General features: G+C 64.5%; 21 protein-coding genes and 1 riboswitch. Of the genes, 12 read left to right on the forward strand and 9 right to left on the reverse strand.

Translation table 11 applies throughout. The annotated features are described in order from the left end of the window. Positions 1 to 4 precede the first annotated feature (4 nt). The 3 genes from tolQ to ydfG all read right to left on the reverse strand — a co-directional run bounded on the left by tolQ (position 5) and on the right by ydfG (position 2134). Positions 5 to 682: a protein TolQ gene (tolQ, locus tag E1748_RS27225; protein WP_133650347.1), complete on the reverse strand. Its 678-nt coding sequence runs from the start codon at positions 680 to 682 to the stop codon at positions 5 to 7. Positions 683 to 836: 154 nt separating this feature from the next. Then, the gene (ybgC, locus tag E1748_RS27230) at positions 837 to 1310 is read right to left on the reverse strand and encodes a tol-pal system-associated acyl-CoA thioesterase (protein ID WP_133650348.1); all 474 of its coding nucleotides are present in this window, start codon (positions 1308 to 1310) and stop codon (positions 837 to 839) included. A gap of 77 nt (positions 1311 to 1387) precedes the next feature. After that, on the reverse strand, positions 1388 to 2134 hold the full coding sequence (gene ydfG / locus E1748_RS27235; RefSeq protein WP_133650349.1) for a bifunctional NADP-dependent 3-hydroxy acid dehydrogenase/3-hydroxypropionate dehydrogenase YdfG: 747 nt from the start codon (positions 2132 to 2134) through the stop codon (positions 1388 to 1390). A gap of 178 nt (positions 2135 to 2312) precedes the next feature. Beyond that, a riboswitch (ZMP/ZTP riboswitch) is annotated at positions 2313 to 2412 on the forward strand. Positions 2413 to 2601: 189 nt separating this feature from the next. On the opposite strand from ydfG, the gene glyA reads away from it, so the two are divergent. The 7 genes from glyA to E1748_RS27275 all read left to right on the forward strand — a co-directional run bounded on the left by glyA (position 2602) and on the right by E1748_RS27275 (position 7301). Then, the gene (gene glyA / locus E1748_RS27245; protein ID WP_133650350.1) at positions 2602 to 3849 is read left to right on the forward strand and encodes a serine hydroxymethyltransferase; all 1248 of its coding nucleotides are present in this window, start codon (positions 2602 to 2604) and stop codon (positions 3847 to 3849) included. A gap of 6 nt (positions 3850 to 3855) precedes the next feature. Beyond that, the gene (nrdR, locus tag E1748_RS27250; protein WP_133650351.1) at positions 3856 to 4347 is read left to right on the forward strand and encodes a transcriptional regulator NrdR; all 492 of its coding nucleotides are present in this window, start codon (positions 3856 to 3858) and stop codon (positions 4345 to 4347) included. A gap of 192 nt (positions 4348 to 4539) precedes the next feature. Next, positions 4540 to 5112, forward strand: coding sequence for a GspH/FimT family pseudopilin (locus E1748_RS27255; protein ID WP_133650352.1), 573 nt, complete (start codon positions 4540 to 4542; stop codon positions 5110 to 5112). Further along, entirely contained in the window at positions 5109 to 5537 is a 429-nt protein-coding gene (locus E1748_RS27260; protein WP_240766814.1) for a type IV pilus modification PilV family protein, read from the forward strand. Before E1748_RS27255 ends, E1748_RS27260 begins: the two co-directional genes overlap by 4 nt. Continuing rightward, positions 5534 to 6346: a PilW family protein gene (locus E1748_RS27265; RefSeq protein WP_133650353.1), complete on the forward strand. Its 813-nt coding sequence runs from the start codon at positions 5534 to 5536 to the stop codon at positions 6344 to 6346. The genes E1748_RS27260 and E1748_RS27265 overlap by 4 nt, the downstream gene beginning before the upstream one ends. 5 nt (positions 6347 to 6351) lie before the next feature. Further along, positions 6352 to 6840, forward strand: coding sequence for a pilus assembly PilX family protein (locus E1748_RS27270; RefSeq protein ID WP_240766815.1), 489 nt, complete (start codon positions 6352 to 6354; stop codon positions 6838 to 6840). A 17-nt stretch (positions 6841 to 6857) separates the two neighbouring features. Beyond that, entirely contained in the window at positions 6858 to 7301 is a 444-nt protein-coding gene (locus E1748_RS27275; protein ID WP_133650354.1) for a type IV pilin protein, read from the forward strand. A 44-nt stretch (positions 7302 to 7345) separates the two neighbouring features. Here E1748_RS27275 and E1748_RS27280 read toward each other — a convergent pair whose 3' ends face one another. The 3 genes from E1748_RS27280 to E1748_RS27290 form a co-directional block, all read right to left on the reverse strand. Continuing rightward, positions 7346 to 7783 carry a DUF3318 domain-containing protein gene (locus E1748_RS27280; RefSeq protein WP_133650355.1) on the reverse strand — a complete coding sequence of 146 codons (438 nt, stop codon included), beginning with the start codon at positions 7781 to 7783 and terminating at the stop codon, positions 7346 to 7348. Between the two features lie 73 nt (positions 7784 to 7856). Next, positions 7857 to 8240, reverse strand: coding sequence for a phage holin family protein (locus E1748_RS27285; protein ID WP_133650356.1), 384 nt, complete (start codon positions 8238 to 8240; stop codon positions 7857 to 7859). A 175-nt stretch (positions 8241 to 8415) separates the two neighbouring features. Continuing rightward, positions 8416 to 8718 carry an ElaB/YgaM/YqjD family protein gene (locus E1748_RS27290; RefSeq protein WP_007584918.1) on the reverse strand — a complete coding sequence of 101 codons (303 nt, stop codon included), beginning with the start codon at positions 8716 to 8718 and terminating at the stop codon, positions 8416 to 8418. A 397-nt stretch (positions 8719 to 9115) separates the two neighbouring features. Here E1748_RS27290 and E1748_RS27295 point away from each other — a divergent pair, with 397 nt between their 5' ends. Beyond that, positions 9116 to 9754 carry a peroxiredoxin gene (locus tag E1748_RS27295; RefSeq protein ID WP_133650357.1) on the forward strand — a complete coding sequence of 213 codons (639 nt, stop codon included), beginning with the start codon at positions 9116 to 9118 and terminating at the stop codon, positions 9752 to 9754. A 70-nt stretch (positions 9755 to 9824) separates the two neighbouring features. Here E1748_RS27295 and E1748_RS27300 read toward each other — a convergent pair whose 3' ends face one another. Beyond that, on the reverse strand, positions 9825 to 11015 hold the full coding sequence (locus E1748_RS27300; protein ID WP_133650358.1) for an acyl-CoA dehydrogenase: 1191 nt from the start codon (positions 11013 to 11015) through the stop codon (positions 9825 to 9827). 180 nt (positions 11016 to 11195) lie between these two features. Between E1748_RS27300 and E1748_RS27305 the strand changes: the two genes are divergently transcribed. Further along, on the forward strand, positions 11196 to 11981 hold the full coding sequence (locus E1748_RS27305) for an IclR family transcriptional regulator (RefSeq protein WP_133650359.1): 786 nt from the start codon (positions 11196 to 11198) through the stop codon (positions 11979 to 11981). A gap of 29 nt (positions 11982 to 12010) precedes the next feature. Here E1748_RS27305 and E1748_RS27310 read toward each other — a convergent pair whose 3' ends face one another. Next, entirely contained in the window at positions 12011 to 12844 is an 834-nt protein-coding gene (locus tag E1748_RS27310) for an EAL domain-containing protein (protein WP_133650360.1), read from the reverse strand. 343 nt (positions 12845 to 13187) lie between these two features. Here E1748_RS27310 and E1748_RS27315 point away from each other — a divergent pair, with 343 nt between their 5' ends. The 3 genes from E1748_RS27315 to fahA are packed head-to-tail and all read left to right on the forward strand — an operon-like array spanning position 13188 to position 17209. After that, positions 13188 to 14543 (forward strand): MFS transporter, encoded by a 1356-nt coding sequence (locus E1748_RS27315; protein WP_133650361.1) that lies wholly within the window; start codon positions 13188 to 13190, stop codon positions 14541 to 14543. Positions 14544 to 14561: 18 nt separating this feature from the next. Further along, complete coding sequence (hmgA, locus tag E1748_RS27320; RefSeq protein ID WP_133650362.1) at positions 14562 to 15896, forward strand: homogentisate 1,2-dioxygenase; 1335 nt, start codon at positions 14562 to 14564, stop codon at positions 15894 to 15896. Further along, entirely contained in the window at positions 15893 to 17209 is a 1317-nt protein-coding gene (gene fahA, locus E1748_RS27325) for a fumarylacetoacetase (RefSeq protein ID WP_166653638.1), read from the forward strand. Before hmgA ends, fahA begins: the two co-directional genes overlap by 4 nt. A gap of 93 nt (positions 17210 to 17302) precedes the next feature. Here the strand turns inward: fahA and E1748_RS27330 are convergent, their stop codons facing one another. Further along, positions 17303 to 18454 carry an MFS transporter gene (locus tag E1748_RS27330; RefSeq protein ID WP_133650364.1) on the reverse strand — a complete coding sequence of 384 codons (1152 nt, stop codon included), beginning with the start codon at positions 18452 to 18454 and terminating at the stop codon, positions 17303 to 17305. Positions 18455 to 18509: the final 55 nt, after the last annotated feature.

Consider the following 18509-nt stretch of genomic DNA (forward strand, 5'->3'; position numbering starts at 1 on the left):
CTCCTTAGTGAGCCTGGCGCTGCAGGATGTTCGAGAACTCTTCGATGAAGGTCTCGAAGCGGATCGCGAGGCGATCGATGTCGTGAGCGTAGCGGTTATAGGCGACCACTGCCGGAATCGCCGCGAACAGACCGATCGCGGTTGCCGTCAGCGCTTCGGCGATGCCGGGCGCGACGTTCGCGAGGGTGGCCTGCTGCACGTTCGCGAGTCCGCGGAATGCGTTCATGATCCCCCACACGGTACCGAACAGACCGATGTACGGGCTCACCGAACCGACCGACGCGAGGAACGCGAGGTTGGCTTCAAGCACGTCCATCTCGCGCTGGAATGCCGCGCGCATTGCACGGCGCGCGCCGTCGAGAATCGCGCCCGGATCGTTGATGCGCTTTTCCTTGCCCTTCAGGAATTCGCGCATGCCGGATTCGAAAATCCGTTCGAGCGCGCCGATCGTATGACGGTTGTTCGCGGCGCTTTGATACAGCGCCTGCAGGTCGCCGCCCGACCAGAAATCGCGTTCGAAGCGTTCGGTCTGCGCGCGCGCGCGACGGATCGCAAACCACTTGCGGAAGATGAAGGTCCACGACAGCAGCGACAGCAGCAGCAGCAGCGCCATCACGGCCTGGGCCAGCAGGCTCGCATTGAGGACGAGGGAAACGATCGACAGATCTTGAGTAGTGTTCATAGAGGTTCTTGGTCACGTCCCTAAAGGGGCGTCCGGCTGCAAGGTGCGTCGAAGCTGGCGGTGAGCTAACCGGAAGCTTCGGCATATCCTTCGCCGAACCATGCTTGGTGTGGCTTTGATCGTTGCGAGTTCACTGGCGACGTATCAACGGGATTCAGTTGCTTGCCGTTGACACGCCGGTCGTAACCGGACCGCGACGCAACGCCGCGAGTACCGGTGGAGGAATGGCGGTGGCCTTGAACGCGCTGCGCTCGACGCAGCCGACCTTGATGCTACCGGTGGCGAGCAGGGTACCGTCGCGCCACGCCTCCTGGATGAAATCGACGGACGCGCGGCCGAGCCGTTCGATCCGGCTGATCACCATGATGAGGTCGTCGAGCCGTGCGGGCGCCCGATAGTCGAGCGCGGTGCTGCGCACGATGAACATCGTGCCCGTTTCGTCGGCGAGCCGTTGCTGGTCGACGCCGCACGCGCGCAACCATTCGGTGCGAGCCCGCTCGAAAAACTTCAGATAATTCGCGTAGAACACGATACCGCCGGTATCGGTGTCTTCGTAGTACACCCGGATCGGCCACGTGAAGCCTATTTCCGTGCCGGGCTGGCTGCTGGACATATTCATGCCGCGCATTTTACCGGATCGGACCACGGCCTCACGATTTGTAGCTTTTCCGGCAACGCCGAGTCAACGATATGCAGCGCGACTTTTTACCCGCGATGCACCGACAGCCCCGCGAACGACTGCGCGACCGGCATCAGTTCGATCGTGTTGATGTTCACGTGCGCGGGACGCGTGGCGATCCAGTAGATCGAATCGGCGATGTCTTCGGCAGTGAGCGGCTGCACGTTCTGATAGACGCCCGCTGCCTTCTGGTCGTCGCCGCGGAAACGCACGTTTGAAAACTCGGTGCCGCCGCACAGGCCCGGCTCGACGTCGGTGACGCGCACCGACGTGCCGGACAGATCCGCGCGCAGGTTCAGGCTGAACTGGCGCACGAACGCCTTGGTCGCGCCGTACACGTTGCCGCCCGCATACGGCCAGTTGGCCGCCGCGGAACCGAGGTTGAACACGTGCCCTCGATTGCGCTCGACCATCCCCGGCAACAGCGCGCGGGTGACCTGTACGAGCCCGGTGCAGTTGGTGTCGATCATCGTCTGCCAGTCGTCCAGCACGGCGCGCTGCGCGGGTTCGAGGCCGAGCGCGAGGCCCGCGTTGTTGACCAGCACGTCGACGGCGGCGAAATCGGCCGGCAGCGAGCCCGGCAGCGCTTCCACTGCGGCGCGGTCGCGCACGTCGAGTTCGAACGGCAGCAGACGGTCGCCGAGTTCGGCGGCGAGCGCGTCGAGACGATCCTTGCGGCGCGCGGTGGCGACGACGCTGTGACCGCCGTTGACGAACGCTCTTGCGATGGCGGCGCCGAACCCTGCGGACGCCCCGGTGACGAACACGATCATTGCTGCTCCATGGTCGGTGAAAAGGAAGGGCACAAGCCTACTTCCAATGCCGCGTTGCGGCAAGGTGGATTCGCGCATCCGGACGGCGCGCAGGCGCCGTGGGGCGGGGCTGTGGCGGATACGGACCGGTGCCGGTCCCGGTTGCCTATTCAGGGCCGTTCCCATACACTAACGCGCTCAATCCCTGCGTGACTGGCGATAGAACCCTTCGGGTTCAAGGTGGAACGACCCACCGTGAAGCGCAGGGTGCCGTTTTGCCGTTCGCCTGGGCAGCCGTGATCCGCGCGCCGTTTTTTCGGTGCCGCCGGTGGCTGTCCTGCCTCGCGTGTGCGGCCTTCCTTCATCCGCCATGTCAAGGCTGGCCCAGCCGCCAGCAGCACCGCGTGCCCGCTGCGCGCTTTGTGCACCACTCGAAGCATGAGCCGGCGCACGATCCGGTCAACCTGAACACACTTAACGGAACCCGTATGTTTGACAGAGCCGAAAGCACTATCGCCAGCGTCGATCCCGAAATCTTCAACGCGATCGAACAGGAAAACCGCCGTCAGGAAGAGCACATCGAACTGATCGCGTCGGAGAACTACACGAGCCCGGCCGTGATGGCCGCGCAGGGTTCGCAACTCACGAACAAGTACGCAGAAGGCTATCCGGGCAAGCGCTACTACGGCGGCTGCGAGTACGTCGACATCGTCGAGCAGCTTGCGATCGATCGCGTAAAGCAGCTGTTCGGCGCCGAAGCCGCGAACGTGCAGCCGAATTCCGGTTCGCAGGCGAACCAGGGCGTGTTCTTCGCGATGCTCAAGCCGGGCGACACGATCATGGGCATGAGCCTCGCGCACGGCGGTCACTTGACGCACGGCTCGCCCGTCAACATGTCGGGCAAGTGGTTCAACGTGGTCAGCTACGGCCTGAACGAAGCGGAAGATATCGACTACGACGCCGCACAAAAACTCGCCGAAGAACACAAGCCGAAGATGATCGTCGCGGGCGCGTCGGCGTTCGCGCTGCGCATCGACTTCGAACGCCTGTCGAAGATCGCGAAGTCGGTCGGCGCGTATCTGATGGTCGACATGGCGCACTACGCCGGCCTGATCGCAGCGGGCGTCTATCCGAACCCGGTGCCGCATTCGGATTTCGTCACGACCACCACGCACAAGAGCCTGCGCGGTCCGCGCGGCGGCGTGATCCTGATGAAGGCCGAGTACGAGAAGCAGATCAATTCGGCGATCTTCCCCGGCATCCAGGGCGGTCCGCTGATGCACGTGATCGCCGCGAAGGCCGTCGCGTTCAAGGAAGCGCTGTCGCCGGAATTCAAGACGTATCAGCAGAAGGTGGTCGACAATGCGCGCGTGCTCGCCGAAACGCTGGTGAAGCGCGGCCTGCGCATCGTGTCGGGTCGCACCGAAAGCCACGTGATGCTGGTCGATCTGCGCGCGAAGCAGATCACCGGCAAGGCAGCGGAAGCCGTGCTCGGCGCCGCGCACATCACCGTGAACAAGAACGCGATTCCGAACGATCCGGAAAAGCCGTTCGTTACGAGCGGCGTGCGCCTCGGCTCGCCGGCGATGACGACGCGCGGTTTCGGTACGAAGGAAGCCGAGCAGGTCGGCAACCTGATCGCCGACGTGCTCGAGAACCCGGAAGACACGGCGACGATCGATCGCGTGCGCGCGCAGGTCGCCGAGCTGACGAAGCGTTTCCCGGTCTACCGCTAAGCTGCCATGCACTGCCCCTTCTGCCGGCATGACGACACGCAGGTTGTAGATTCGCGTGTGTCCGAAGATGGTGCGACGATCCGCCGGCGCCGTCGTTGCGCGGCCTGCGACAAACGTTTTACGACGTACGAGCGGGTCGAGCTGGCGTTGCCGTCGGTCGTCAAGAAGGATGGCACCCGCACCGAATTCGACCGCCGCAAGATCGTCGCGAGCATGCAGCTTGCGTTGAGAAAGCGGCCAGTCGCAGCGGACGCGATCGATGCGGCGGTTGCCCGCATCGAATATCAACTGCTCGGTAGCGGCGAGCGTGAAGTGCGCAGCGAACGTCTCGGCGAGCTCGTGATGAACGAGCTGCGCGCGCTCGACACGATCGCGTACGTGCGCTTCGCGTCGGTGTACCGGCGTTTCGAGGACGTCTCCGAATTCGAGGACGTGATCGAGGAATTCCGTCGCGCGAGTTCGCCGCCTGCGCCCGTGAAGCCTTCGCGCAAACGCTGAAGTTTTGCTGTGCGGGCGCACGTTCGTTGCGCCCGTTTTGTTTGGCCCGTTCATTTCTCTTCCCCGTTTTCGCTGTTCATGTGCAGGTTTGCACAGGGCGGCGTGCGTCCGCCACCTGGCCGTTCGGCTGATTGTTCCGCGCTGCGCGCATCGATAGATTGACTGTGTTCCGATCCAGTCAGGAGATGCGCGATGGTGTCTGCTTCATTCCCGTTACCTCGTCGTACATGCCGCGGATTCACGCTCGTTGAAACGCTTGTGGTCGTCGCGTTGATTGCGACGCTGGCGCTGTTCGCGGTGCCTTCGTTTATCGCGTGGCGCGTGCGCGATCAGGTCGACGCGCGAGCGCAATCGATGGTCGCCACATTGAGCTATGCACGCAGCGAAGCGCTGCGTCGTGGCGTGCGCGTGACCGTGTGCCGTATCGATACGTTGCGTCATTGCCTTGCGGTGGGTAGCGCATGCGGCAGCGGCGCGACGGACTGGTCGTGCGGCTGGGCGGTGATGGCCGATGAGGGCAGCACGGCGCCGCCCGCGCTATTGCGCATGCAGCCCGGTCTCGCGGCGATTAACGTGACTGGTCTTCTCACGAATCTCACGTTCACGCCGCCGGCGGGCCTCGCGATCGGTGGTTTTCGCAGCTTCGAGTTCGCGCCGCACGCGGCTTCGCAGACGATGCGCGGCAACGCGTGGCGACGGTGCATCCGGATCGCGTCGGGCGGACGCGCGCGGATCGCCGATGGTGCTTGCGGAGCGCCATCGTGACGCGGCGAGCTTTGGTTAATCGTGTAGCGGGCAATGCGTTGATCGAGGTCATGCTCGCCGTTTCGTTGATGGCTACGACGGCACTTGGTCTGATCGCCGCGCAGTTGTGGACCGCGCGTGAAGCGCACGCGTCGGCGACGCGCGAGCAGGCCGTGCTTGTGTCGGATGCATTGACGGAGATCGCGCGCAGTGACTCGACCGGCGATGCGGCATCGATGCGCTGGCGCTCGCTTGCGGCGATGCTGCTGCCGCAGGGTGACGCATCGGTGCGTCACCTGGGCGGCGGTGCGTCGGTCGTGCAGGTGTTGTGGCATGCGCTGCCTGAGTCGCATGTGAGCGGCAGTGCGGTCGATGTGCCGGAGTCATGCGGCGGCATCGCGGCGCCCGTCGGCATGCATTGTGTCGTGATGGCGTTTGCGCGATGACCCGATCGATACGTGTTTCGCGCGGACATACGCTGATCGAATTGATGATCGCGGTAACGCTGGGTCTCGTTGTGGTGGCCGGCGCCGTGTCGCTGTATCGCTCGCAGCGTGCTGCGTTCGTGCAGGCCGCCGACGCTGCGCGCATCCACGACTCCGGCATCGCCGCGTTGTCGCTGCTTGCCGCGCAGGTGCGCATGGCGGGTTTCACGCCCGCGCAGTTGCCGCCCGGCGAAGCGATCGCAGGAGTCTTTGGATGCTCCGGCGCAAGAGCGGTCGGTGACGACGATCAGCTAAGGTGCGAGTCGCTTGCGACGCATTCGGACGGACTACGCGTGCGCTACGTCGGCGATACCGTTTCGACGTGGATGTCTGCCGATGGCCGCGCGACCGACTGTCTCGGGCAAGGTGTAGACAGCGACGTCGACGGTAGCGACGACGCGCCGCATGCGTCGATCTTTAACAGCTTCTACATCAAGACAGGCAGTACGACCGGCGAGCCCGAACTGTATTGCGAAGGGAGTGGTCACGCCGGGTTTGCGCAACCGCTGGTGGAGGGCATCGAGCGTCTGCGCATCCATTACTGGTTGTCGGGCGCACAGGGCGCGCTCGATGCATCCGCGATCGCGCGAAGCCAGTGGCCGCAGGTCGTTGCCGTCGATCTGTGCGTGCTGGTGCACGGTGCACCGCTTGGCCGGCGCATGCGCTACATCGATTGCGACGATGCGATGGTGATGCCAGCCGATACGCGTGCAAGGCAGGCATTCTGGCGACGCGTCGCGATCCGCAATCAGGAAGGGAGCGGACGATGATCCGGATGAGCAAGCGACAGCATGGCGTCGCGCTGCCGGTCGTGCTCTTGCTGTCCGCGATGATGCTCGCGACGTCGGCGGCATGGTTCGAGATGTCGATCGCCGCCGCGCGCGCCGCGTCGAATACGCAGAACGCGTTGCAGGCGTTTCATGCTGCCGATGCCGCATTGACGCAATGCGCGCGGATGGCGCTCGACGGCACCGCGCCGGCGTTGCCGGACGTCGCGCAGGAGCCCGTCGGCTGGCAGCGTGCTGCGACGTTTGGCACAGCCGCGCTGACGCCGTTCGCGCAGTGGCCGGGCGCATTGCGGCCGCCGCAATGTCTCGTCGAAGGATGGCTGCTGGCGGCGCGTCCGGACACACGCGCATGGCTGATCACCGCGCGCGGCTTCGGCGCGACGCAGGCTTCGCAGATCTGGCTGCAGGTCGAACTGGTTGTCGATGGGGATCAGGTCGAGCGTCACTGGCGACAGGTCGTCGCACGACCCTTCTGAACAACAGCGAGCGCTCCATGACCCGACGGATCACCGCGTTCACCTTGCTCGAACTCGTCATCGCGCTCGCGATTGCCGCGACGCTCGCGGTCTTCGCGATACCCGCGTATCGCCATCACATCGCGCGGGCGCATCGCATCGATGCCGCGACGGCGCTCTATCGGGCCGCGCAGTTCGTCGAATCAGGGAATGCGAACGCCGACACACAGCGCACATTGCCGCCGGGTCTCGATCGCGCACCGGAATCCGGAACAGCAATGTATCGATTGAGTGTGCTACCTGCCGATGCGACTAACGGCGGCTACGCGATTCAGGCGACGCCCGTGGACCAGGGACCGATGAGCGACGATGCGTGCGGCACGTTCGTGCTCGATGCGACCGGCGCGCGGACAAATCGTGGAGGAGGCGGGGCAGGAGAGATAGCGGCGGATGCCACCGACGAATGCTGGAACAGGCGTTGAACGCAGAGCATACGCACCGAGCCACGCGCAAAACAGACGCGCGGTTACTTCGAAGCCGATTCCCCGTCGCGATCGTCCTTCATCTGTTGCCAGATGCGATACGCTTCCCACGCGGCGAATGCGAGACCGCCCCACTTGAGCAGCGGCTTCGCGCCCGCGACGACGGTCGCGCGCAACGGCTTCGCGAGCAGGACCGACGCAATCGAACTGGCGAACGGATACTGCTTGAGCAGCGCGCCGATGCCTGCGTTCATGCCGCGACCGAAGCCCGAGCGCACGCCGCCGAAACCCGGCAGCAGAAACTTGAGCCAGCTGAAATGCGTGACGGCCTGACGCAGTTCGAGCGAAGCCTGCGCGAGTTCCATCCGCTCGACATCCGCGCGGACGATCAGCAACTCCTTGCGCAGCGCGCGCAGATGCGGCGCGCTCAGTTCCTTCTCGTAAGGGCGCTTGCTGCGAAATGTTGTGTCCGGTTGGCTCATGATCGGGGCGGCGTGATGACGAAAGTGGTGAAACGAAGAAGCGGACCGAAGCTCCAGGTCCACGAGCGCTCTATCAAGGCTTGCGGAAAATATCGCGGTCCTTCTCGAATTCCTTCAGCGTCGCTTCGAACACGATCGGCGCATTGCGCAATCCGCTGCGCGCGCGCAGTCCGCAGAACAGCGCGGCGAGCCCGTAGACCAGCGTGATGCCGGCGAGCGCCTGCCAGCGGTAGGTGTCCCAGAACGCGATCGCGACGAGCGCGGTCAGCGCGATCAACGCCATCGTCGCGAGCATCATCGCGGCGAGTCCGAGAAACAGCACGGCGAGCAGGCGGTCCTTCTCTTCGCTCAACTCGATGCCGATCAGCTCGAGCCGGGTCTGGAGAATGGCGAACACGGAGCCGAGGATGCGGCGCAGGGGCCCGTGGTCCGCGCGCGAATGGGTATCGTTCGTCATGGCCTCAGCGCGTTGTGCGTGCGGATGCATAACAACATGCATCACAAAGAAGTCGACCGGAAAATCGGCCGGCAGGTCGGCATGTCGATGTCATCGGCCTCGTGTCCGATCACACCGCTGCGTTGCGCGGGACTCGGCCGTGCAGGCCAGGTCCGCGCAGTCCGCTTGTGTACGCTTACTTCCGGTTGATCAGCAGCCCAACCAGCACACCGACACCCGCCGCGATGCCGATCGACGCCCACGGATGCTCGTGAACGTAATCGTCCGTTGCGCGCGCGGCCTTCTTGCCCTTCTCGACGACGACCACCTGGACGTCGGCGGCCTTTTCCTTGGCCTGCTTCAGGCGCGACAGCGCGGTTTCGCGCAGTTCCGATGCGCGCTCGCCCGTTGCGCTCGCGGCCTGCTTCAGCAGGTCTTCAGCGTCCGCGAGGACGGTTTTGATATCCGACATCAATCTCTCCTTGTTGACTTCCGACATTGACTGCTCCCTGTATCACGCCACGCGTGAATCGTAACGAAAGAAACGTCCGCTGGCGAGTGCGTTGGCCGGCGCACCGAAACCAGACGCACGCATGAACCGTTCCCGTCGAGACCGGCCCGGTTGCCGCGAAGCCGCACAGAGGCTCGCGTTGCACCCGGCGTTCAGTGGCGGCAGCAGCCGCGAAACAGGTGTACAGCGGGGCACACAGTGTGCATTGAATGGACGAGATCTGTCCCGTAAAAGTTTCCCCGCACAAGGTGAAAATTACAAAAACTCATAAAGTTCTGACGCGATGTTTGTTCAGCGATGCCCCGGCTTCCCGTATCCTTTAATTCCTTGCGACTCGAGCGGCCGCTGGCCGCGAGTTCACCCGATCACTTCAAGGAGCTGCACCATGAGTTTGCGTCTCGGCGACATCGCACCGGATTTCGAACAGGATTCGAGCCTCGGCACTATCCGCTTTCACGAATGGCTCGGCGACAGCTGGGGCGTCCTGTTCTCGCACCCCGCCGACTTCACGCCGGTCTGCACGACCGAACTCGGCCTGACCGCGAAGCTCGCGAGCGAGTTCGAAAAACGCAACGTGAAGACGATCGCGCTGTCGGTCGACACCGCGTCGTCGCACAACGAGTGGATCAAGGACATTAACGAGACGCAGGCGGCGAGCGTCGGCTTCCCGATCCTCGCGGACGGCGATCGCAAGGTGTCGCAGCTGTACGACATGATCCACCCGAACGCGAACGAAACGCTCACCGTGCGCTCGCTGTTCGTGATCGATCCGAAGAAGAAGGTGCGCCTGACCATCACGTATCCGGCCAGCACGGGCCGTAACTTCGACGAAGTGCTGCGCGTGATCGATTCGCTGCAGCTCACCGACAACTACAAGGTCGCGACGCCCGGCAACTGGAAGGATGGCGACGACGTGGTCATCGTGCCGTCGGTGAAGGACGAGGACGAAATCAAGCAACGGTTCCCGAAGGGCTACAAGGCACTGCGTCCGTACCTGCGTCTCACGCCGCAGCCGAACAAGTAAGCAGCCATCGTATGAAAAAACCCCCGCGTTCTGCGAAGAACGCGGGGGTTTTTGTTTCTAAGACTCAGGCTCAGAAAAACGCCTGAATCCCCGTCTGCGCACGCCCGAGAATCAGCGCGTGGATGTCGTGCGTGCCTTCATACGTGTTGACGACCTCGAGGTTCACGAGGTGACGCGCGATGCCGAACTCGTCCGAAATGCCGTTGCCGCCGAGCATGTCGCGTGCGAGCCGCGCGATGTCGAGCGCCTTGCCGCACGAATTGCGTTTCATGATCGACGTGATTTCGACGGCGGCCGTGCCTTCGTCCTTCATCCGGCCGAGGCGTAGCACGCCTTGCAGGCCGAGCGTGATTTCGGTCTGCATGTCGGCGAGCTTTTTCTGGATCAGCTGGTTCGCGGCGAGCGGCCGGCCGAACTGCTTGCGGTCCAGCACGTATTGCCGCGCGGTGTGCCAGCACGATTCCGCCGCGCCGAGCGCGCCCCACGCGATGCCGTAGCGCGCCGAATTCAGGCACGTGAACGGACCGCGCAGGCCGCTGACGTTCGGCATCAGGTTTTCTTCCGGCACGAACACTTCGTCGAGCACGATTTCGCCCGTGATCGACGAGCGCAGCCCGACCTTGCCGTGAATGGCCGGCGCCGACAGACCCTTCCAGCCCTTCTCGAGAATGAAGCCGCGGATCGCGTCCTTGCCGTTCTCTTCGAGTTTCGCCCACACGACGAACACGTCGGCGATCGGCGAATTGGTGATCCACATCTTCGAGCCCGACATCGAATAGCCGCCGTCGACTTTCTTCGCGCGCGTGACCATGCTGCCCGGATCCGAGCCGTGGTTCGGCTCGGTCAGCCCGAAGCATCCGATCCACTCGCCGGTGGCGAGCTTCGGCAGATACTTCTGCTTCTGCGCATCGGAGCCGAATTCGTAGATCGGCACCATCACGAGCGACGACTGCACCGACATCATCGAGCGGTAGCCGGAGTCGATCCGCTCCACTTCGCGCGCGATCAGCCCGTAGCTCACGTAGTTGAGGCCGGGGCCGCCGTACTGTTCCGGAATGGTCGGGCCGAGCAGCCCGAGTTCGCCCATCTCGCGGAAGATGCCGGCGTCGGTCTTCTCGTGACGGAACGCGTCGAGCACGCGCGGCGCGAGCTTGTCCTGCGAGTACGCGTACGCGGCGTCGCGCACCATGCGTTCTTCTTCGGTCAGTTGCTGGTCGAGCAACAGCGGATCTTCCCAGTGAAATTGCGCGGCGTCGGCCATGATGCGAGTCTCCTTCCTGACTTTTCCTGAATGTGGGGGTGGTGAGAGCGGCGTCGAGATGAGCAGACGCGCGGTCGGCACAGCCCGGATTTTGCCTGGTTCGTACTTCACTCAAGTGCTTGACTGCGGTTCCGCTATGCGGAACAATGTTTTGCAAATCTGCGACGAGTGTATCACCCGATGACGCCCAACTCCACCCCTGCCGTTTCCATCGACGAGCGCAAGTTCGTCGTCGCGCTCGCACGCGGGCTCGATCTGCTGCGTGCGTTCAAGCCGGGCGAAACGATGCTCGGCAATCGCGATTTCGTCGAGCGGACGGGCTTGCCGAAGGCGACTGTCAATCGACTCGCGTACACGCTGACGGTACTCGGCTATCTGCGTTTCGACGAGACGCTTGGCAAGTACGCGCTCGATGCGGGCGTGCTGTCGCTGGGCTTCGCGTTGCTGTCGGGCACCGACACGCTCGAACTCGCGCGGCCGCATCTGCGCACCTTCGCGCGCGAGGTCGGCGCGGCGGTGTCGCTCGGTTGCCGCGATGGGCTCGACATGATCTATCTGGAGACGATCCGCAGCGAGACCGCGTTGACGCTCGGCCTTGCATCGGGTTCGAAGCTGTCGATGCTGACGAGTTCGATGGGCCGCGCGTACCTCGCCGTGCAGCCCGCCGATGTGCGCGCCGCATTGCTCGCCGAACTGAAGAAAGCAGCCGGGCGCGGCGGTGCTGCGTTAGTCGCGGACGCGCAGCGCGAGATCGACGCATTCGCCGACGCGCGCTGCTGTTTTTCGTTTCGCGCGTGGCACGACGACGTGAACGCGGTCGCGGTGCCGTTTCGCGAGACACGCGACGGCCGCTGGCTCGTGCTCAGTTGCAGCGGGCCGGCTTCGTCGATGGGAGAGGAGGTGTTTCGCGACAGCGTGGCGCCCCGGTTGAAAGCGCTCGCGCGCCGGCTCGGCGACACCGGCTGACGGTATCTACATAAGACCCAGACTAAGACTCAGGCCGCGCGCGGATGATCGTGCGTCGCGAACAGCGGACCCTGCACGAAACGCACGTCGTATTGCTGCAGCAGATCGAACTGCGCTTCGTCGGTGACGCGATCGAAGATCAGCGGAATGCGCAGCCGGTTCGCGTAACCGACCAGCGGCTTCACCATCGCATCGCGCAGCGCCGCGCCCGCATCCATCTTGATGAAATCGAGCCGCGCCATGTCGGACACGGACAGGATCTGTCCGGCGTTCTGCAGGTTGCCGGCGACCTTGAACCCATAGTGCTGGTAGCTCTTCGTCAGATAGCCGAGGAACGTGCGATGCGCGACCGCGGCCGACGGCAGTTCGATCACGATACGCGACGGTGTCAGTCCGAACGACACGAGCACCGCCGAGAAGTGCTGGCCGTGGTCGTACCGCACGCTCTTCAGCAGCCGTTCGTGCACCCGCAGGAACAATAGTCCGTGACGCTGCGCGCCGAAGAAGTTGATCGAGTGCAGCGCGCGCGACATCCGGTCGAGCGCGACCAGTTGCGTGTCGTCCTCGATCCGCTCGAACGGGTCCTGCGGATCGAACGGCTCGCCGTCGATCCGCTCGGTCACCGCCTGAAAGCCGAGTTCGTCGCCGAAACGGTCCGCGTGCTCCGGCGCCGTGCCGAGCGACTGCCCATACGCATGCACGCTGATGTCGAAGATCGGCTCGTACGTGCTCCCCAGCTGGAAGCCGTTGAAGCGCGCCATCGCGATGCCGCTGTGCTCGCCCGTGCCGAGCGCCAGGTGCTCGGCGAGAAACGGACGGCTGGCGGCGCGTGCGATGAGATCGGGGATGGTCGGGGCAATCATGGACAGGCAGGGCGTCGGGTCGTGTTTTTGTCGGTCTGCGGCGGCATGCCGCACTCATTTAACGATGTTAGCAGTCCGTGTACCACGCGAATGCACTAAATGGTCATAACGATATTGGGCGCGGCATGGCGCGCGGCGCGTGCAGAAACGTTCGGCGCGCACAGATACGTTCGGATCCGCCGAGCCAGGGTTTACATGATTTTCACTAATCGTAATTAGTTTTACTATACGTAAAAACTGGAAGACATAGGCGTAGCCATGTGCGCGCCGGGACCGCATCCGGATGCGCCACAGAATGCGCACGCTCCGACAGCCGTCGGCCATCGATAAGGGAGACCCCGCAATGAATACCAACCCCCAGTCCACCAACGTGATCGAAGTCGAGCGCGTGCTCGCCGATACCCACCACCCGGCTTTCCAGTGGATGCTGCTCGTGCTGTGCGGGCTGTGTCTCGTGATCGACGGCTTCGACGCGCAGTCGATGGGTTACGTCGCGCCGAGCGTGATCGCCGAATGGCATGTGCCGAAAGCGGCGCTCGGTCCGGTGTTCAGCGCGAGCCTGTTCGGCATGCTGATCGGCGCGCTCGCGTTGTCGGTGCTGGCCGACCGGATCGGCCGGCGGCCCGTGCTGATTGGTACGACGCTGTTCTTCGCGGCCGCGATGATCGTGACGCCGCTCGTATCGACGATTCCTGCGCTGATCGCGTTGCGCTTTATCGCCGGGCTTGGCCTCGGCTGCATCATGCCGAACGCGATGGCGCTGGTCGGCGAGTTCTCGACCCCCGCGCATCGCGTGAAGCGGATGATGCTGGTGTCGTGCGGTTTCACGGTCGGCGCGGCGTTGGGCGGGTTCGTCAGCGCGGCGCTGATTCCGACGTTCGGCTGGCGCGCGGTGTTCTGGGTCGGCGGTGCGGTGCCGCTCGTGCTCGCGTGCGTGATGTTCGTCGCACTGCCCGAGTCGCTGCAGTTTCTCGTGCTGAAGGGGCATCAGGCGCGTGCGCTGCGCTGGCTCGCGAAGTTCGATCCGAGCCTGCCGATCGACGCGCACACGCGCGCGACCGTCCGCGAGAAAGCCGCCGACGGCGCGCCAGTCGCCGAGCTGTTCCGCGCAGGCCGCACGCCGGTCACGCTGATCCTGTGGGCGATCAGCTTCATGAACCTGATCGATCTGTACTTCCTGTCGAACTGGCTACCGACCGTGATGCGCGACGCAGGCTACACACCGTCGACTGCCGTGATCGTCGGCACCGTGCTGCAGACCGGCGGCGTGATCGGCACATTGCTGCTCGGCTGGTTCATCGAACGCTTCGGTTTCGTGCGCGTGCTGTTCGTCTGCTTTGCGTGCGCGGCGGTGTTCGTCGGCGCGATCGGCGTGGTTGCGCATGCGTTGCCCTGGCTGCTGGTCGCGGTGTTCGCGGGCGGCTTCTGCGTCGTCGGCGGACAGCCCGCGGTCAACGCGCTGGCAGGGCACTATTACCCGACAACGTTGCGTTCCACCGGCATTGGGTGGAGTCTCGGTATTGGGCGGATCGGCTCGGTGATCGGACCGCTGGTCGGCGGCCAGTTGATTGCGCTGAACTGGTCGAACGCGTCGCTGTTTCATGCGGCTGCGCTGCCGGTGCTGGGTTCGGCGTTGCTCGTGATCGCGCTTGCCGGCGCGACACGGCAACGCGACGGCACCGTCGCGGGCGCCGCCTAAGCCTTCACGGAGAATCGAATGACTGACGATACGAACGGGCACACGAACACGGTCTGGCAATCCGGTTTCGCGAATGAGTTCGCGACCGAAGCGTTACCGGGCGCGTTGCCCGAGGGCCGCAATTCGCCGCAGCGTGTGGCGTACGGACTGTACGCGGAGCAACTGTCGGGCACCGCGTTCACTGCGCCGCGCAGCCACAATCGCCGGTCGTGGTTGTACCGCATCCGGCCCGCCGCGATGCACAAGCCGTTCACGCCGCTGCCGTCGCATGCGCTGGTCGCGAATTTTCATGCGAATTCTCAAGATGTGCCGCCGACGCCGCCGAACCAGCTACGCTGGGACCCGCTGCCGATGCCTACCGAGCCGACCGATTTCATCGACGGCTGGGTGACGATGGCCGGCAACGGTTCGGCCGAATCGATGAACGGCTGCGCGATCCATCTGTACGCGGCGAACCGCTCGATGCAGGACCGCTTCTTCTACAGCGCCGACGGCGAACTGCTGATCGTGCCGCAGGAAGGACGTCTGCATATCGCGACCGAACTGGGCCGGCTCGACGTCGGACCGTTCGAGATTGCGGTGATCTCCCGCGGCGTGCGCTTCGCGGTGACGCTGCCCGACGGCGCGGCGCGCGGCTATGTCTGCGAGAACTTCGGCGCGCTGCTGCGATTGCCCGATCTCGGACCGATCGGCTCGAACGGCCTCGCGAACCCGCGCGACTTTCTCACGCCGCATGCGGCCTACGAAGACCGCGAGGGCGACTTCGAACTCGTCGCGAAACTGAACGGCCAGCTGTGGCGCGCGGACATCGGTCATTCGCCGCTCGACGTGGTTGCGTGGCATGGGAACTACGCGCCGTATCAGTACGACCTGCGCCGCTTCAACACGATCGGCTCGATCAGCTATGACCATCCCGATCCGTCGATTTTTCTCGTGCTGCATTCGCCGAGCGATACGCCCGGCGTCGATACGCTCGACTTCGTGATCTTCCCGCCGCGCTGGCTCGCGGCCGAAGATACCTTCCGTCCGCCGTGGTTTCACCGGAACGTCGCGAGCGAATTCATGGGCCTCGTGCACGGCGCGTACGACGCGAAGGCCGAGGGCTTCGTGCCCGGTGGCGCGAGTCTGCACAACTGCATGTCGGGTCACGGCCCGGACGCGGACACGTTCGAGAAAGCGTCGCACAGCGATACGTCGAAGCCGCACAAAGTGGGCGACACGATGGCGTTCATGTTCGAAACGCGCACGCTGATCCGCCCGACGCGCTTCGCGCTCGAAACCGCGCAACTGCAGGCGGATTACTTCGAATGCTGGCAGGGCATTCGCAAACATTTCGACCCGGAGCGTCGATGAACACTACGCATGATTTGCACGCGACGCTCGATCCGTCGCGCAGAAGCTGGCTCGATACGGCTAACGATCCTTCCTGCGATTTCCCGATCCAGAATCTGCCGTTCGGCATCTTTAGCGATTCGCGCGATGCGATACCGCGTGTCGGTGTCGCGATTGGCGATCGTATTGTGGATCTGTCGGTGCTTGAGCAGGCGGGGTTACTTACGCTGGGCGGTGACGCGTCGCGTGGTCTGGCCGCCGCGTTGCGTGACGACGCGTTGAACGCGTTCATCTCGTTGGGCCGCGAAGCATGGCGCAGCGTGCGCGTTCAACTCGGCAACCTGCTCGATCAACACACCGCGACGCTGCGCGACGATGCTGCGCTGCGCGAACGCGCGCTTATCAATGCCGCGGATGCGACGCTGCATCTGCCGGTGCGGATTTCCGGCTATACGGATTTCTATTCGTCGAAGGAACACGCGACGAACGTCGGTTCGATGTTCCGCGATCCGAAGAACGCGTTGCTGCCGAACTGGTCGGAGATGCCGATCGGCTACAACGGACGCGCGTCGTCGGTGGTCGCGAGCGGCACGCCGGTGCGGCGGCCGAACGGGCAACTGAAGCTGCCCGATGCGGAGCGTCCGGTGTTCGGTGCGTGTCGCAAGCTCGACATCGAACTGGAGACGGGTTTCATCATCGGCAGCGGTAGTGCGCTCGGCGAACCGATCGCGTGCGAGGACGCGGAGTCGCACATCTTCGGGATGGTGTTACTGAACGACTGGAGCGCGCGCGACATCCAGCAATGGGAATACGTGCCGCTCGGTCCGTTTAACTCGAAGACCTTCGCGACCACGATCTCGCCGTGGATCGTCACGCTCGATGCGCTGGAACCGTTCCGCGTCGCGCAGCCTGTACAGGAGCCGCAACCGCTCGCGTATTTGCGGCACGACGGCGCGCATGCATTCGATATCGAGCTTGAAGTGCGGTTGCGGCCGTCGCATGCGCATACGGGCACGACGATCTCGCGCACGAATTTTCGCCACATGTACTGGACGATGGCGCAGCAGCTCGCGCATCACACGGTGTCCGGGTGCAACACGCGCGTCGGCGATCTGATGGGTTCGGGGACGATCAGCGGACCGACCGCCGATTCATCCGGCAGCCTGCTCGAACTGACGTGGAACGGCCAGCGTCCGCTTGTGCTCGACGGCGGCGGCACGCGGACGTTCATCGAGGACGGTGATGAACTGACGATCGCCGGATGGTGTCAGGGCGAGGGGTATCGCGTGGGGTTCGGGCCGTGCGTGGGGGAGATTCTGCCTGCGCTGCGGTGAGTGGGGCGTGGTGCCTGACCGGTCGCGTCGATTCGCGTGAGGCGGATCGGTGCGACCGATATGCGCTGTACCGCTGATCGGGCAATGCGAGACTCACGACAACGCTTGCACACCACGCCGACGCTCCCACAACACCGCAGCCCCAAACGCAAGCGCACACACCAGCAGCAACACGATCAGCGCCTCGTTGCCGACACCCTTCATCAACGCACCGGCAATAAGCGGCCCGCCGAAGCTCGCCGCGCTCCACGACGCCCCTGCCAGCGAACTAGCCGAGACCAGCGCGGCACCGCGAAAGCGCTCGCCGCACGCGACCAGCGACAGCGTATAGATCGCCCCAGCCGCCGCGCCGAGCACAAACAGCAGCGGCCAGCACAGCCACGGCGACGACACGGCCCACGGCAGTAGCGGCAGCAACACGATAACGACGGCCGCGCAGCCGAGGTGCACGCGCTCGCGACCAAGTCGGTCCGCAAGCCAGCCGATCGGAAACTGCATCGTCGTATCGCCGAGCAGTAGTGCGGATGCGAACAGCACCGCGACCTCGGTCTCGATCCCGTGCGCCATCGCGTAGAGCGGCAGCAGCGACAGCGCGATCGTGTCGAACAGTGCGAAGAACATCGTCCCGACGACGATCGCCGGCATTCGCGGCAGCACGTGGCGCCAGGTGTCGTGTTCCTGTTCGCTTTCGATGTGCGGCGCGGCGCGGATGGTCGCGAGCGTCGGCAGCGCGAGCAGGAAGATTGCGCCGCACAGCAGGAAGCGTCCGCTGTTGAAGCCGGCGATCTGGCTCACCAGCACCGGGCCCGACATCTGGAACAGCGTGAAGGTGGTCGCGTAGATCGCGACGACGCGGCCGCGCGTCGCATCGTCGGCGAGCTGGTTGACCCATGCTTCGCCGATCGTGAACAGCAGCATCAATGCCGCGCCGCACGCGATGCGCAGCGCCGCCCATACGAACAGGTTCGACGTGAGCTGCATCGCGGCAGTCGCGACGGCGACGACGAGCACCGCGCCGGCGATCGTCTGACGGCCGCCAAAACGCGCAGCGACCCAGCCGGCGATCGGCACGACGAGCAGGCCGCCGCCTGCCTGCGCGGCGGTCAGCAATCCGACGACGTCGGTGCCGTAGCCAGCTTGCGTCAACGCGAGCGCGGTGAGCGGAAGGGTCGCGCCGCTGCCGAGTCCGACGACGGCGACGCTCAGGATCAGTGCGAGGAAATCGCGAGTGAAGACGACTTTCATCGGGCCGAATGCTACACCGGGGGGATGTCGGGCGCACGCGTCGAGCGTACGGCGA

The organism is Paraburkholderia flava, assembly GCF_004359985.1.
GTDB lineage: Bacteria > Pseudomonadota > Gammaproteobacteria > Burkholderiales > Burkholderiaceae > Paraburkholderia > Paraburkholderia flava.